The sequence below is a fragment of the Sinomonas sp. R1AF57 genome (assembly GCF_002224485.1).
Lineage (GTDB): Bacteria > Actinomycetota > Actinomycetes > Actinomycetales > Micrococcaceae > Sinomonas > Sinomonas flava.
Genome location: NZ_CP022463.1, coordinates 1,785,178 through 1,800,224, shown reverse-complemented (window position 1 = coordinate 1,800,224; position 15,047 = coordinate 1,785,178). Strand labels below are relative to the sequence as shown.

The window sequence follows — 15,047 nt, the reverse complement described above, 5'->3', positions numbered from 1 at the left end:
AGGGCTGTGTGAATCGTCCTCGTCCCACGCGGTAGCGTAGGGGCGATGGAAGATTTGTTCGGATCGGAGCCTGCCGCTGGGGAACCCTCGTCCGCCCGCGCGGCGGCCGAGGCGCAGCGCGGGCCGCTCGCGGTGCGCATGCGGCCACGCAGCGTCGACGAGGTCGTGGGCCAGCAGCATCTGCTCGGCGAGGGCTCTCCCCTGCGGCAGCTCGCCGCCGGCGCGGCGGGCTCGGGGCCGACCGGCCCCAGCTCGGTCATCCTCTGGGGCCCTCCGGGCACCGGCAAGACCACGCTCGCCCACGTGATCGCCCGGGGACCCGGCCGGAAGTTCGTCGAGCTCTCCGCCATCACCGCCGGCGTCAAGGACGTCCGGCGCGTCATGGACGAGGCGCTCACCGCCCGTGACCTGCACCGGACCACCACGGTCCTGTTCCTCGACGAGATCCACCGGTTCACCAAGGCCCAGCAGGACGCGCTCCTGCCGGGCGTCGAGAACCGGTGGGTCGTGCTCGTCGCGGCAACCACGGAGAACCCGTCGTTCAGCGTCGTCTCCCCGCTGCTGTCCCGCTCGCTGCTCCTCACCCTCAAGCCGCTCACGGACGAGGACATCCGGGACCTCGTCGAGCGCGCAGTGACGGACCCGCGGGGGCTGGCCAGCGCCGTCGTGCTCGCGGACGACGCCGCCGAGCACCTCGTGCGGCTGGCCGGCGGGGACGCCCGGCGTGCCCTGACCGCGCTCGAGGCCGCCGCCGCCGTCGCGCTCAACCAGGCCGGCGAGGGCGGGGACGGGCCCGTCACCATCGAGCTCGCGCACACCGAGAAGGCCGTCGATGCCCACGCCGTCCGCTATGACCGCGCGGGCGACATGCACTATGACGTCGTGAGCGCGTTCATCAAGTCGATCCGCGGCTCGGACGTGGACGCCGCGCTGCATTACCTCGCGCGCATGGTCGAGGCCGGGGAGGACCCGCGCTTCATCGCGCGGCGCATCATCATCTCGGCTGCCGAGGACATCGGCATGGCCGACCCGAGCGCACTCCAGACCGCGGTCGCCGCCGCCCAGGCTGTCCAGCTGATCGGGATGCCCGAAGGCCGGATCGTGCTCGCAGAGGCCGTGGTGCACCTTGCCACCGCGCCGAAGTCCAACGCCGCCTACATGGGCATCAACGCCGCGATCGCGGACGTGCGCGCCGGGCTCGGCACGGGCATTCCGCCCCACCTGCGCGATGCGCACTACGCCGGCGCGCAGCGGCTGGGCCACGGCAAGGGCTACGCGTATGCCCACGACGCCCCGCACTCGGTGGCGCGCCAGCAGTACCCGCCGGACGACCTGGTCGGCAAGGACTACTACCTCCCGACGGGCAACGGGGCGGAGCGCGAGCTGCAGGCCCGCGTCGACCGGCTGCGCGGAATCGTCCGCGGCTCCTAGGCCGTGCTAGAGTTGACGCTCGTCTGGCACGACTGGGACGCCCCTCGATGTGGCACGTCCCGTCGGCAGCAGGAGGCAGTCGCGGGCCAACGCTCTCCACATCCGGAGGCCAGGATTTCCATCGCCGCGGCAGTATGAAAGGACACACGTGTCGAGCACTCGTGCCCGCCGTCAGACGCGCCTCTCGCGCTCTCTCGGCCTCGCCCTCACCCCCAAGGCCGCCAAGTACATGGAGCGCCGCCCGTACGGCCCCGGTGAGCACGGCCGCGCCCGCAAGAAGCAGGACTCGGACTACGCCGTCCGCCTCCGCGAGAAGCAGCGCCTCCGCGCCCAGTACGGCATCCGCGAGGCGCAGATGACCCGCGCCTTCGAGGAGGCCAAGCGCACCAAGGGCCTCACCGGTGAGAACCTCATCGAGCTCCTCGAGATGCGTCTCGACGCCCTCGTGCTCCGTGCCGGCTTTGCCCGCACGATCGCCCAGGCCCGCCAGCTCGTCGTGCACCGCCACATCACTGTGGACGGCAAGCGCGTCGACCGTCCGTCGTTCCGCGTCGCCGAGGGCCAGCTCATCGGCGTCCACGAGCGCTCCGAGACGATGACGCCGTTCCAGGTCGCCGCTGCCGGCGCCCACCGCGACGTCCTCCCGGCCGTTCCCGGCTACCTCGACGTCAAGCTCGAGGCCCTCCAGGCCCGCCTCGTGCGCCGTCCGAAGCGCTCCGAGGTCCCCGTGACCTGCGAAGAGCAGCTCGTCGTCGAGTACTACGCCCGCTGATCCCGCTTCGTCCCCCGAGAGGGGACGGACGGGGTGCACGCAAGGAGCCCGCGGCGCGCGCCGCGGGCTCCTTGCGTGTGTAAGGTAGCCAGAGGGTCCGCACCTGGTGCGGAAATCGGGGAGGAAGAAGAGGTGGAATCCGTGTCCGGAGGGGATATCGCTGGGCTCATCGCCGCAGGCGTGTTCGCCGTCCTCGTGGCGCTGCTGGCCGTGCCGATCCTGAAGCTCGGGAGGGTCCTGGACGAGCTCCGCGGTTCCATCCGCACGCTCGCGGACGGCGCCACACCGCTCATGGACGAGGTCACCGCGACCGTCACGACGGCGCACGGCGAGCTCAAGAGGGTCGATGTGATCGCGGAGAACGTGTCCGACACGACGGCCAACGTCTCTGCCCTGTCATCGCTCGTCGCCGCGACTGTCGGGTCCCCGCTCGTGAAGGTCGCCGCGTTCTCGTACGGCGTCCGCTCCGCCCTCTCCCAGCCGCAGCGCGGTGCCCGCCGGTCCGGCCGGCGGAGCCGCTGAGAAGCAGACGAAGGAACCCACCACGTGAAGCGCATTGTCTGGCTCGGCGTCGGCGTGGCCCTTGGGGTCATCGCCTACCAGAAGATCACCGAGGCCCGCTCGCTGGCCTCGCCCGGCGGCCTGAACCGTGCCGTCGCCTCCCTCGCTGACAGCGTGGCCCACTTCGCCGACCAGGTGAGGGCGGGCATGGGCGAGCGCGAGGCGGAGCTGCGCAAGGGGCTCGGGCTCGAGGCCTAGCCCGGACGCCTAGAATTGATGGAGGCGCCCGCCCGCAGGGGAGGGGGCGCATGCTCGGCGCGGACGCACCGCGCCCGCAACTTTGCGGAAGGTTGAAGCACACGCACATGAAGTCGCACGAGATCACCCGGCGCTGGGTCGACTACTTCGTCAGCAAGGGGCACACGGCCGTGCCCTCGGCGTCGCTCGTCTCCAGCGATCCGTCCCTGCTGTTCACCGTCGCGGGCATGGTCCCCTTCATCCCGTACCTCACCGCGCGCGATGAGCCGCCCTACAGCCGGGCGACCAGTGTGCAGAAGTGCATCCGCACGGCTGACATCGAGGAGGTCGGCAAGACCGCCCGCCACGGCACGTTCTTCCAGATGTGCGGGAACTTCTCCTTCGGCGACTACTTCAAGGAGGACGCGATCACGTTCGCGTTCGACCTCCTGACCAGGAGCGTCGACGACGGCGGGTACGGGCTGCCTGCCGAGAAGCTCTGGGTCACGGTCTACGAGGAGGACGATGAGGCCGCGAGCCTCTGGATCAAGCACACCTCCATCCCGGCCGAGCGCATCCAGCGGATGGGCAAGAAGGACAACTACTGGCACACGGGCCAGGCCGGCCCCGCCGGCCCCTGCTCCGAGATCTACTATGACCGCGGCCCTGCCTACGGGGTCGAGGGCGGCCCCGTGGCCGACGACAACCGCTACATCGAGATCTGGAACCTCGTGTTCATGCAGTACCAGATCGACGACGTGCGCTCGAAGACCGACTTCACGGTCCTGGGCGAGCTGCCCAAGAAGAACATCGACACCGGCCTCGGCATGGAGCGCCTCGCGATGATCCTCCAGGGCGTCGAGAACATGTACGAGACCGACCAGGTCCGCCCCGTGATCGACAAGGCCGCGGAGCTCTCGGGCAGGGAGTACACCTCAGCGGAGTCCGACGAGGACCCCCACCACGCCGACGATGTCCGCATGCGCGTCGTGGCCGACCATGTGCGCAGTGCACTGATGCTCATCGCCGACGGCGTCACGCCTTCGAACGAGGGGCGCGGGTACGTCCTGCGCCGCCTCATCCGGCGGGCCGTCCGGGCCATGCGCCTCCTCGGGGTGGAGAAGCCCGTCCTCCCCGATCTCCTCCCCGCCTCGCGGGACGCGATGAAGGGCGTCTACCCCCAGGTCGAGAAGGACTTCGACCGGATCAGCCGGATCGCCTACGGCGAGGAGAAGGCGTTCCTGCGGACCATCGCCGCGGGCACCGCCCGCCTCGACGAGGCCGTCACGCTCTCCAAGGCCCAGGGCTCGCCGCTCTCGGGCGAGGAGGCCTTCACGCTGCACGACACCTACGGCTTCCCGATCGACCTCACCCTCGAGATGGCCGAGGAAGCGGGAGTCACGGTCGACGAGGCCGGGTTCCGCGCCCTGATGGAGGACCAGCGCCAGCGCGCCCGCAAGGACGCCAAGGAGAAGAAGAGCGGCCACGCCGACCTCAGCGTCTTCCAGGAACTCCATGGCGCCGGCGACACCGTCTTCACCGGCTACACCGAGCTCGACGGCGAATCGCGCATCCGCGGCCTCGTGGCCGCAGGCTCCCGGGTCGACCGCGCCGGCAGCGGCGAGGAAGTCGAGATCATCCTCGAGGAGACCCCGTTCTACGCCGAGGCCGGCGGCCAGGCGGCCGACACCGGCCTCATCACGGGCGACGGCTTCGTCGTCGAAGTGCTCGATGTCCAGCGGCCCATCAAGGGCCTGAGCGTGCACAAGGCCATCGTGCGCGAAGGCGAGCTGAACGCCGACGCCGTCGTGCGCACCACCGTCGACCGCGAGCGGCGCCACGGCGCCGAACAGGCGCACACCGCGACGCACCTCGTGCATGCGGCCCTGCGCCAGATCCTGGGCCCGGAGGCTGTCCAGAGGGGCTCCTTCAACAAGGCCGGGTACCTGCGCTTCGACTTCGCCTGGAGCGAGCAGCTCTCGGGCGCGGCCCGGAGCGAGATCGAGGAGGTCGCCAACCTCGCGATCCGCGACAACTTCATGGTGAACACCGCAGAGATGCCCCTCGCCGAGGCCAGGGCTGCAGGCGCAATGGCGCTCTTCGGCGAGAACTACGGCTCGCGCGTGCGGGTTGTGGAGATCAACGGCCCGTGGTCGATGGAGCTCTGCGGCGGCACGCACGTCGACACGACCGCGCTCATCGGCTCGCTCACGCTGCTCGGGGAGCAGTCCGTCGGCTCGGGCAACCGCCGCGTGGAGGCCTTCGTCGGCCTCGATGCGTTCCGCCACCAGGCCGCGGAGCGGGCGCTGGTCTCGGAGCTGACGGAGATCTTCAAGGTGCCGTCCGCCCAGCTCACCGAGCGCGTCTCTGCAACCCTCGAGAAGCTCAAGGCGGCCGAGAAGGAGCTCGAGCGGCTCCGCAAGGAGAAGCTGCAGGCCGCGGCTGCCTCGCTGGTGGGCTCTGCGAAGGACGTCGCCGGTGTTCGCCTCATCACGCACGACGCCGGCGAGCTGGGTTCCGCTGACGAGCTGCGCGCCCTCGCGCTCGACCTCCGGGCGCGGCTCGGCAGCGGTTCGCCCGCCGCCGTCGCCGTGGCGGGCGTCGCCAAGGGGCGGCCCGCGGTCCTCGTCGCCACCAATGAGGAGGCCCGCGCGGAAGGCGTCAAGGCCGGTGCGCTGGTGCGCGCCGCAGCCGGCGTGCTCGGCGGCGGAGGCGGCGGCAAGGACGACATCGCCCAGGGCGGCGGTACCGACCCGTCCAAGATCGTCGAGGCGCTCTCGGCCGTCGCTGCAGCCGTGGCGCAGCGCTGAGGGCGGGCGCCTATGGCCACCGCTGAAGGCATGGTGTCGGAAGGATTCAGGCGCGGAGTACGCCTGGGAGTCGACGTGGGCACGGTGCGCGTCGGCGTCGCGGTATGCGACGCCGACGGCATCCTGCCGACGCCGCTGAAGACCCTCGCGCGGGATCCGAAGCGCAACAGCGACATCAAGGTGCTCGTGCGTGAGGTGCTCGAACGCGGCGCCGTCGAGGTCTATGTCGGCCTGCCGCGCACCCTGGCAGGCGGGGAGACCGCGTCGGCGGCACTCGCGCGCGGCGTCGCAGAGCTGCTCGCGGACCGGCTGGCCGACGCCGGGGCCGGATGCGAGGTCCGGCTGGTGGACGAACGGTTCTCGACCGTCGAGGCCCACCGGACCCTCCACGCAGCTGGCCTCGACTCGCGCGAGCATCGTAGAGTGGTGGACCAAGTGGCCGCCGTGGGCATCCTCCAGCACGCGCTGGACCTCCTCAGAGGGCGCGGCGAAGCGGGGACTGCAGTGATGGCCCGCAGTCCGCGGAATGGGGAAATCCGTGGCGACGACTCGGATATGAGAGGCTAGCAAGGATGGACCCCCAGGAGAACACGACCCCCGCCGTGCCTGATCGGCCCTTGACCCGCAGGGAGCTGCGCGAGCGCGAGCGTGCCCGGCAGGAGGCGCAGCAGCGCATGCTCACGCCCCAGCGGCGCGCCTACGCGCCGCCGCCCTCGGCGTTCCCGCGCCTGCCGTCGGATCCGACCCCTCCCGCGCCAACCGCCACGCCCTCGCCGGCGGCGGCGGCCGCGCTGAGCGGGGCCTTCCCCACCTCCTCCGTCCAGCCCGCCTCCTCGCCCGCTGCCCCCGCGCACGATCGGGACCGGCAGACGCCCCAAGGCCGCCGTCGCGGATCATTCTCGGCCGCAGCGCCCGCCGAGAGTCCGAGCCGCCCCGAGGCACCCCAGGCCCGGCCTTCATCCGGCACGAGCCCCACCTCCGCCGCCATGGGATGGGGTGCGTACCCGCCGTCGTCCGGCCCCAGCGCGCTCGCGTTCACGCCGCCGTCGCCCGTCCCCGCGGCAGACGCCGGCCCCCCGGCCGTCGTTCCGGAGCCCGTGGTCCCCGCGCCCACACCTGCCCGCTCCGCCGAACCGGCCTTGCCGCCGCCCACCGCCTTCTTCCCGGCCGTCCCCGAGTCGGCGCCCGCGACCGTCCCGGTGAGCCGCGTGAGCTCCCCCGACGAGCAGACCCGTGCCCGTACCGGCTCGGCAGACCAGCAGGACCGGCGCAGCGTCTTCCCGCTCGCCGCCCAGGGCTACACCCGCGGCCACGCCGGTGCCGGCCACCGGCACGCGGACACGCTCGAGGATTCCCGCCGCGACGAATGGCACGTCCAGGCACCCGCCGGCTACGGGGACGAGGTCCAGACGGCCGTGCATGACCATGGGCACGACCACGCGTACGACCATGGGCACGACCACGCGTACGACGAGCCCCACGAGGTGGACCACGCGGTCTTCGGGGAGCCCGTCGTGGCGCCCGCGCCCTCGAAGCGGTCCCGCCGCTTCCGGCTGGTGGTCGGGCTCGGGCTCGCGATCGCGCTCTTCGTGGGCGCCTCCCTCGTCGTCGTCCAGATCCTCAGCCCGGTGCTCGGCATCGGGAAGGTCACCGACTATCCCGGCCCGGGCGAAGGCTCGGTCACGGTGACGGTCCAGCCCGGATCGGGGCCCGCCGCCGTCGCGAACAGCCTCGAGAAGCAGGGCGTGGTCGCCGACGCGAACACCTTCCTCAAGGCCTTCGCTGCGACCGGGGGCAGCCTCCATCCCGGCGACTACACCTTCAAGAAGGAGATGCCCTCGTCGGACGCCGCCCAGGTGCTGGCGGGAACCTCGGGCGAGAAGGTCATCTACCTGGCCCTCAACGCGGGACTGCGCGTCTCGGAGTCCCTCGACGAGATCGCCAAGGCGGCCTCGGTGGACCGCAAGGACCTCGACGCGCTCAACGCCAAGCCGTCCGAGTTCGGCCTGCCGGCCCAGGCGAAGAACCTCGAGGGATACCTCGCCCCCGGCGAGTACCGGCTCCCGGTGGGGAGCTCCGCGAAGGACATCCTGTCCAAGCTCGTCAACACGACCCTCGACGAGCTCAAGCAGGCGGGGGTGACCGACCCGGCGAAGCAGTACCAGGTCCTCACCGTTGCCAGCATCGTCCAGGCGGAGGGCGGCCGAGCCGACTACGGGAACGTCGCGGGCGCCATCTACAACAGGCTCAAGCCCAACCCCGAGACGAACGGCCTCATCCAGTCGGACGCGACCGTCACGTACGGGATCGGGAAGAAGAGCTACCACATCAGCGAGGCCGAGAAAGCGGACCAGGGCAACGCGTACAACACGTACCAGCACGCTGGCCTGCCGCCGGGACCGATCGGCTCGCCGGGAGCCACGGCCATCCAGGCCGCGGCGAAGCCCACGCCCAACGACTACCTGTACTGGGTGACCGTGAACCTGGACACGGGGGAGACCAAGTTCTCCAAGACGTACGCCGAGCACCTCGGGTACGCGCAGCAGTACGAGCAGTGGTGCCAGGCGAACGCGGGGAAGTGCAAGTGACCGGTTCCCCCCGCCGCCGCGCCGCGGTGCTCGGGCATCCGATCGGCCACTCGAAGTCCCCGGCGCTGCACGGTGCCGCCTACGCGGCCCTCGGCATCGACATGGAGTACGGATCCTTCGACCTCACGGAGGCCCAGCTGCCTGCGTTCGCCTCGCGCGTGCGGAGCGAGCCCGGCTGGCGGGGGCTCTCGGTGACCATGCCCCTGAAGGCTGCCTTCGTCCCACTCGTCGACCGGCTGGACGGCCTCGCTGCTGAGCTCGGCGTCCTGAACACGGTTGTCGTCGAGGACGGCCAGGCCAATCCAGTGCTCGTCGGGCACAACACGGATGTCGCCGGGATCGTCGAGTCGTTCCGCCATGCGGGCCTGGGGCGCGTTAGCCGTCCTGTCGTCGTCGGGGCCGGCAACACCGCCCTCGCGGCCGTCGCGGCGCTCTCGCAGCTCGGCGCCGAGCGCGTCGGGTTCCTCGTCCGGGATGCGGCGCGCGCGGGCGAGGCCGCAGCCCTCGCCGAGCGGCTCGGCCTCGCGGTCTCCCTCGCGCCGATCGACGGGGGAGCGGCCCGCCTCGCAGCGGCAGACGCCGTCGTGAGCACGCTGCCCCCGCGCGCCGGCAACTCGCTGGCCGCAGAGCTGGCAGGGCTGCCTGCCACGCACGACGGCGCCCCCCGGGTCCTCCTCGACGTCGCCTACGATCCGTGGCCCAGCAGGCTCGGTCAGGCATGGGCCGAACGCGGCGGGGTCGTGCTCCACGGCCTCGAGATGCTCGTCTACCAGGCCGTCGAGCAGATCGTGCTGTTCACCAGCCGCGAGGACGCGAGGGAACCGCGCGTCATAGATGTGATGTGCGACTCAGTGGGAGTACCGCGGCGCACGGCCTAGTGCGCGCGCGTGGCAGGATGGAATACATGTTGCGTTGGTTGACCGCCGGTGAGTCCCATGGCCCGGCACTCGTTGGAATCGTCGAGGGCCTCCCGGCCGGCGTCGGCCTGACAAGCGAGGACATCAAGGCGGCGCTCGCCCGCCGCCGTCTCGGCTACGGCCGCGGCGCCCGCATGAAGTTCGAGGCCGACGAGGTGACGATCGTCGGCGGTGTGCGCCACGGGCTGACCCAGGGCGGTCCCGTCGCGATCCAGGTGGCCAACACCGAGTGGCCCAAGTGGGAGCAGATCATGGCGGCCGACCCCGTCGATGCCGCCGAGCTCGAGGGACAGGCGCGCAACGCACCGCTCACCCGGCCCCGCCCGGGCCACGCCGACTTCACCGGGATGCAGAAGTACGGCTTCGACGAGGCCAGGCCGGTCCTCGAGCGCGCGTCAGCCCGTGAGACCGCTGCCCGGGTCGCACTCGGCACCGCGGCCGCCGCGTTCCTGCGCGAGCTCGGCATCGAGCTCGTGAGCCACACCACCCAGATCGCCTCAGTGGCCGCCCCCGAGGACGCTCCGCTGCCGCTGCCGGCGGATGTCGAGGCGCTCGACGCCGACCCCCTGCGCTGCTTCCACGCCGCCACCTCGGAGGCGATGGTCGCGGAGGTGGACGCCGCGCACAAGGAGGGCGAGACCCTCGGCGGTGTCGTGGAGGTCCTCGCCTATGGGCTCCCGCCGGGCCTCGGAAGCTACGTCCACTGGGACCGCCGGCTCGACGCGCGCCTCGCCGGGGCGCTCATGGGCATCCAGGCCATCAAGGGCGTCGAGGTGGGTGACGGCTTCCGCACGGCCGCCCGCCGCGGCTCCGCCGCCCACGACGAGATCGTCCGGGACGCCGCGGGCAAGATCGTCCGCTCGACCAACCGTGCCGGTGGCATCGAGGGCGGCATGAGCATCGGCGACGTCCTGCGCGTCCGCGCGGCCATGAAGCCCATCGCCACGGTGCCGCGCGCCCTGCGCACGATCGACGTCTCCACCGGGGAGGCGGCCAAGGCCCACCACCAGCGTTCGGACGTCTGCGCCGTCCCCGCCGCCGGCGTCGTCGCCGAGGCGATGGTCGCGCTCGTCCTGGCCCAGGCCGTGCTCGAGAAGTTCGGCGGCGACTCGGTCGCCGAGACCCGGCGCAACCTCGAAGCGTACGTCGCCGCCATCCCCGCGAACCTCGACTCGGTGGTTGGATGACCGCGTCGGCTCCATGCCGGCTGGACCGACCGGTAGTCCTTTTCGGTCCCATGGCCGCGGGGAAGAGCTCCGTCGGCGTCGCCCTCGCCGAGCTCGTGGGGGCCGAGTTCCTCGACTCCGATGCGCTCGTCGTAGCCGAGCACGGCCCGATCCCCGAGATCTTCGCCGCCCACGGGGAGGAGGCGTTCCGCGCCGCCGAGGCCGAGGCCATCGCGCGTGCCCTCACCGGAGTCCACTCCCAAGGCCTTGTCCTCGCACTCGGCGGCGGATCCGTCCTGCGTGAGGAGACTCGCACACGGCTTACGGACGCCCATCGCGTCTACCTGCGCGCCTCTTGGGACGACGTCGCCCCCCGGCTCGCCGGCAGCGCGGACCGGCCCCTCCTCCACGGGGATGCCGAAGGCAGCTGGAAGGCGCTCATGGACCGGCGCAGGCCAGTCTTCGAGCAGCTCGCGTCGCTGACGGTGGACACGGGGACGAGCACGGCCCTGGAAGTGGCGGAACTCATCGCGCGACGGATCTGCTCGGGGAGCGACACGGGCGCGCACACGCAGGCGGCGGCACACCGGATCGACGAGGGAGTCCAGGCATGAGCAGCGACGCTGCAGTCATCAAGGTCACGGGAGCCACCCCCGCGGAGAACTACGACGTGGTGGTGGGCCACGGCCTGCTCGACCGGCTCGCGCCCATCCTCGGGGAGCGCGTGCGCCGCGTGCTCGTCATCCACCCCCGCGCCCTGCGGGCAACCGGCGATGCCGTGCGCGACTCCCTCGCAGCCGATGGATTCACGGCGGTCACCGCCGAGATCCCGGACGCGGAGGAGGGCAAGCACATCCAGGTCGCGGCGTTCTGCTGGCAGGTCCTGGGACAGAACGACTTCACCCGGTCGGACGCGATCGTCGCGGTGGGCGGCGGAGCCGTGACCGACCTCGCGGGCTTCGTGGCCGCGACCTGGCTCCGCGGCGTCCGGGTCGTCCACCTGCCCACGAGCCTGCTCGCGATGGTGGACGCGTCGGTCGGCGGCAAGACCGGGATCAACACGGCGGAGGGCAAGAACCTCGTCGGCGCCTTCCATCCGCCGGCCGCCGTGCTCGCCGACCTCGACGCGCTCGCGACGCTTCCCCGCAACGAGCTCATCTCGGGCATGGCCGAGGTCGTGAAGTGCGGCTTCATCGCCGACCCCGCCATCCTCGAGCTCATCGAACGCGACCCGGCCGCCGTGGCCGACCCGTCGTCGTCGACCGTGCGGGAGCTGATCGAGCGCGCCATCGCCGTCAAGGCGAAGGTCGTCTCCGCGGACCTCAAGGAGTCCGGCCTGCGCGAGATCCTCAACTACGGCCATACCCTCGGCCACGCCATCGAGCTCGCGGAGCGCTACTCGTGGCGGCACGGCGCCGCCGTGAGCGTCGGGATGATGTTCGCCGCGGAGCTCTCCCGCAGCGTGGGACGGCTCTCGGACGAGGTCGCCGACCGCCACCGCAGCATCCTCACGTCCCTCGGGCTGCCCACCTCCTACAGGCCGGACCGGTGGCAGGCGCTCCTCGACGGGATGCGCCGGGACAAGAAGGCGCGCGGCGACCTGCTGCGCTTCGTCGTCCTGGACGACGTCGCGAAGCCCGGGATCCTCGAGGTCCCGGACACATCGCTCCTCTTCGCCGCGTACCAGGAGATCGCGGAGGGAATCCCGGCATGATGCTCGATCGCCGCGAATGGCCGGACGCCGGCTTCCCCGGGATCGCCCTCAACCCTGACACCCTGACCCCTGAGATCGTCGACGAGGAGCGCTGCGAGTCCGCGTTGGCAGCCACGGCAGAGCCGGCCGACCACGCGATGGTTGAACTGGCGCGCGGACACGTGAACGAGGCGGCCGAGATCCTCATGGAGGCCCGCTACCAGGATCCCGAATCGTTCAAACTCAAGGTCCTCGAGCTCGACGTCATGCGTGCCGGCCACCGCAACGACCGCGCGGTCGAGCGCGCCCAGAAGCTGCTGGCCGAGGTCAAGGGCACGCCGCGGGAAGCGGTGGTCTACCACTATCTGGGGAAGATCCAGTTCTCCCGCGGGAAGTATTCCGCCGCCGAGAGCGCCTTCTCCAAAGCCCTCGACCTGCGGGTCGCCGCCTCGGCGGACGCGAGCCTCATCTACACCTCGACAGTGGCCCTGGGGCGGGTCCGCGAAGTCCTCAGCGCCCAGTCCTGACGCTCCGGAGCCTCCGCGTCGGGGCGGAGGCGTCCCGTACGGGTAGAATGGTCTGCGGATTTCTCACAGCAGACCAGAGAGGCTTTTCGTGGCAACCACCAACGACATCAAGAACGGCACCGTACTGAACCTGGACGGCCAGCTGTGGAACGTCATCGAGTTCCAGCACGTCAAGCCGGGCAAGGGCGGGGCGTTCGTGCGCACCAAGCTGCGCAATGTCCTCTCGGGCAAGGTCGTCGACAAGACGTTCAACGCCGGAACCAAGATCGACACGGCCACGGTGGACCGCCGCGACTACCAGTACCTCTACAAGGACGGCGCCGACTTCGTGTTCATGGACACGGACACCTACGACCAGATCACCGTTCCGGGCGAGACCGTGGGCGACGCGGCGAACTTCATGCTGGAGAGCCAGACGATCCTCATCGCCCTCCACGACGGCTCCCCGCTCTACGTCGAGCTCCCGCCGAGCGTGGTCCTCGAGATCACCTACACCGAGCCGGGCCTCCAGGGGGACCGCTCCTCCGCCGGCACGAAGCCCGCGACCGTCGAGACGGGCTACGAGATCCAGGTGCCGCTCTTCCTCGAGACCGGGACCAAGGTCAAGGTCGACACCCGTGACGGCAGCTACCTGGGACGTGTCAACGACTAGTGAGCGCCCGTGGAAAGGCCCGTTCGCGGGCCCTCGACATCCTCTTCGAAGCCGAGCAGCGCTCGGTGACGCCGTCCGAGGTCATCCAGCGGCGCCGCGACTCGACCGAGCAGACCATCAACCCCTACACGGTCGAGATCGTCGACGGCGTGACGGCCAAGCAGGCGCAGATCGACGAGATCCTGCGCACGTACGCGCAGGGCTGGACCCTCGAACGGATGCCTGCCGTCGACCGGATCGTCCTGCGGATCGGCGCGTGGGAGCTGCTCTTCAACGACGACGTCCCGGACGGTGTTGCCGTGAGCGAGGCCGTCGCCCTCGCCCGGACGATGTCCACCGACGAGTCGCCGCAGTTCGTCAACGGCCTTCTGGGGCGCCTGCAGCAGCTCAAGCCGACCCTGCTGGCCTGAGCTCCGGTGTCCGCGTGAAGTGAGGGGTCCCGCCGCTGGCGGGGCCCCTCCTTGCGTGGTCCCGGCACGCGGCGTCCTGAGCTTCACAGCTGCGGGCGGTCGTGGGGGATGCCCGTGATCTCGGCCCTCAGGCGGACCACGCGGTCGAGGAGGTCGCGCTCGGCGCCCTCGTAGCCGTCCAAGTCCCGCCCGCTGAGGACGCGCTGCCTCCTCGAGGCCAGCTGCGTCGCCGTGCGGATGAGCGCCTGCATCGGCGCACGCCGTCCTGCGGACGTGGCCCACCGGAGGCCGGCGGAGCGGCCGCGGGGGGTCGCGAGCATCTCGACTTCGAGCGGGGTGAACCAGCCGGCCTGGGCATACTCGACCAGGCGGGCGTACGTGATCCGCGCCTCGGCGCGCCTCAGGACGTAGACGCCGGCCACCGACGCGGCGAAGAGCGGGACCTGCACGAGGGCATAGAGCATGAAGAAGTCCTCGCCCGCGCCGTTCCACACGTTGTGCAGGAGCATGGCGGGGACGAGGCCCACGACGAACGCCACCGCAATCCCTCCAGGGCCGGAACGCCGCGCGGCGAATCCCATCGCGAGGCCGATGGCACCGGTGAACATCGCGTGGGCGAAGGGCGACAGGATCCCGCGAAGGGTGAAGATGACCGCGAGCGACGCCGGGGAGCCCGAGCTGTCGTCATAGAGGCGCCCGAAGTACAGGACGTTCTCGGTGAAGGCGAATCCCGCGCCCACGGTCATGCCGTAGACGATCCCGTCCACCGGTCCGCCCACGTGCCTGCGCGCCACGAGCATGAGGATGAGAAGTCCGACGCCCTTGGCCGTCTCCTCGACGATGGGGGCCTGGACGGTGGCGAGGAACTCCATGGTGCGGGCTTCGGTGGCCCCCCGCGGGGCGAACGCTGCCATGAACAGGGGCTGGACGAGGGTCGTCGCTGCCACGGCGACCGCCCCGCCCCACGCCAGGGCGAAGGCGAGCAGGCGCTTCGGCTCCGGTTCCCACCGGTCCACGGCATACACCGCCAGGAGCACGACGGCGAGCGGGAACAGCGAGAGGACGAATCCGATCGCGAACCCGGCGCTGCCGGTCGAGCGCAGGAGGAAGGGGACGACGAGCAGGAGGCTCGCGACCACGAGCACTCCGCCCGCGACGAAGAGGGCGAGGAGCCCGGCGCCCCTGCGGGCGGGCGGCGGCTGGGGAGCCTGACTGGGAAAGGCAGGCGGCCAGCCGGCGTCGTACCTGGTCATGGCTCAAGGCTAGCGCCGGCGCGCTCTCCCGCGGGGAGCGTGAGGACCCTGCAGCCTGCCTGCGCCGGGTGCCGGTGACGGGAGCCACAG

15 protein-coding genes are annotated in these 15,047 nt (G+C 71.3%); 14 read left to right on the top strand and 1 reads right to left on the bottom strand.

Annotated elements, in window-relative coordinates:
* Nucleotides 1–45: 45 nt before the first annotated feature.
* The 14 genes from CGQ25_RS08250 to nusB all read left to right on the top strand — a co-directional run bounded on the left by CGQ25_RS08250 (nucleotide 46) and on the right by nusB (nucleotide 13,704).
* Nucleotides 46–1,431 (top strand): replication-associated recombination protein A, encoded by a 1,386-nt coding sequence (locus CGQ25_RS08250; RefSeq protein ID WP_208712639.1) that lies wholly within the window; start codon nucleotides 46–48, stop codon nucleotides 1,429–1,431.
* Nucleotides 1,432–1,579: 148 nt separating this feature from the next.
* Nucleotides 1,580–2,203 carry a 30S ribosomal protein S4 gene (gene rpsD, locus CGQ25_RS08245; protein WP_208712638.1) on the top strand — a complete coding sequence of 208 codons (624 nt, stop codon included), beginning with the start codon at nucleotides 1,580–1,582 and terminating at the stop codon, nucleotides 2,201–2,203.
* A gap of 141 nt (nucleotides 2,204–2,344) precedes the next feature.
* The gene (locus CGQ25_RS08240; RefSeq protein ID WP_208712981.1) at nucleotides 2,345–2,725 is read left to right on the top strand and encodes a DUF948 domain-containing protein; all 381 of its coding nucleotides are present in this window, start codon (nucleotides 2,345–2,347) and stop codon (nucleotides 2,723–2,725) included.
* Nucleotides 2,726–2,749: 24 nt separating this feature from the next.
* Complete coding sequence (locus tag CGQ25_RS08235; RefSeq protein ID WP_208712637.1) at nucleotides 2,750–2,962, top strand: hypothetical protein; 213 nt, start codon at nucleotides 2,750–2,752, stop codon at nucleotides 2,960–2,962.
* Between the two features lie 107 nt (nucleotides 2,963–3,069).
* Complete coding sequence (gene alaS, locus CGQ25_RS08230) at nucleotides 3,070–5,751, top strand: alanine--tRNA ligase (RefSeq protein ID WP_208712636.1); 2,682 nt, start codon at nucleotides 3,070–3,072, stop codon at nucleotides 5,749–5,751.
* Between the two features lie 12 nt (nucleotides 5,752–5,763).
* Nucleotides 5,764–6,318, top strand: a complete 555-nt coding sequence (gene ruvX / locus CGQ25_RS08225) for a Holliday junction resolvase RuvX (protein ID WP_255405680.1) — start codon at nucleotides 5,764–5,766, stop codon at nucleotides 6,316–6,318.
* Nucleotides 6,319–6,323: 5 nt separating this feature from the next.
* A complete protein-coding gene (gene mltG, locus CGQ25_RS08220) occupies nucleotides 6,324–8,339 on the top strand; it encodes an endolytic transglycosylase MltG (protein WP_255405679.1) in 2,016 nt (671 codons plus the stop codon).
* Entirely contained in the window at nucleotides 8,336–9,217 is an 882-nt protein-coding gene (locus CGQ25_RS08215; protein ID WP_255405678.1) for a shikimate dehydrogenase, read from the top strand. The genes mltG and CGQ25_RS08215 overlap by 4 nt, the downstream gene beginning before the upstream one ends.
* Before the next feature lie 26 nt (nucleotides 9,218–9,243).
* Complete coding sequence (gene aroC, locus CGQ25_RS08210; RefSeq protein ID WP_208712634.1) at nucleotides 9,244–10,443, top strand: chorismate synthase; 1,200 nt, start codon at nucleotides 9,244–9,246, stop codon at nucleotides 10,441–10,443.
* A 50-nt stretch (nucleotides 10,444–10,493) separates the two neighbouring features.
* Nucleotides 10,494–11,036, top strand: coding sequence for a shikimate kinase (locus CGQ25_RS08205; protein WP_208712633.1), 543 nt, complete (start codon nucleotides 10,494–10,496; stop codon nucleotides 11,034–11,036).
* Nucleotides 11,033–12,136: a 3-dehydroquinate synthase gene (gene aroB, locus CGQ25_RS08200; protein WP_208712632.1), complete on the top strand. Its 1,104-nt coding sequence runs from the start codon at nucleotides 11,033–11,035 to the stop codon at nucleotides 12,134–12,136. Before CGQ25_RS08205 ends, aroB begins: the two co-directional genes overlap by 4 nt.
* Complete coding sequence (locus CGQ25_RS08195; protein WP_208712631.1) at nucleotides 12,133–12,642, top strand: lipopolysaccharide assembly protein LapB; 510 nt, start codon at nucleotides 12,133–12,135, stop codon at nucleotides 12,640–12,642. The genes aroB and CGQ25_RS08195 overlap by 4 nt, the downstream gene beginning before the upstream one ends.
* Nucleotides 12,643–12,730: 88 nt before the next feature.
* Nucleotides 12,731–13,294 (top strand): elongation factor P, encoded by a 564-nt coding sequence (gene efp, locus CGQ25_RS08190; protein ID WP_208712630.1) that lies wholly within the window; start codon nucleotides 12,731–12,733, stop codon nucleotides 13,292–13,294.
* A complete protein-coding gene (gene nusB, locus CGQ25_RS08185) occupies nucleotides 13,294–13,704 on the top strand; it encodes a transcription antitermination factor NusB (RefSeq protein WP_208712629.1) in 411 nt (136 codons plus the stop codon). Before efp ends, nusB begins: the two co-directional genes overlap by 1 nt.
* 83 nt (nucleotides 13,705–13,787) lie before the next feature.
* Here nusB and CGQ25_RS08180 read toward each other — a convergent pair whose 3' ends face one another.
* On the bottom strand, nucleotides 13,788–14,957 hold the full coding sequence (locus CGQ25_RS08180; RefSeq protein ID WP_208712628.1) for a PrsW family intramembrane metalloprotease: 1,170 nt from the start codon (nucleotides 14,955–14,957) through the stop codon (nucleotides 13,788–13,790).
* Between the last annotated feature and the right edge of the window lie 90 nt (nucleotides 14,958–15,047).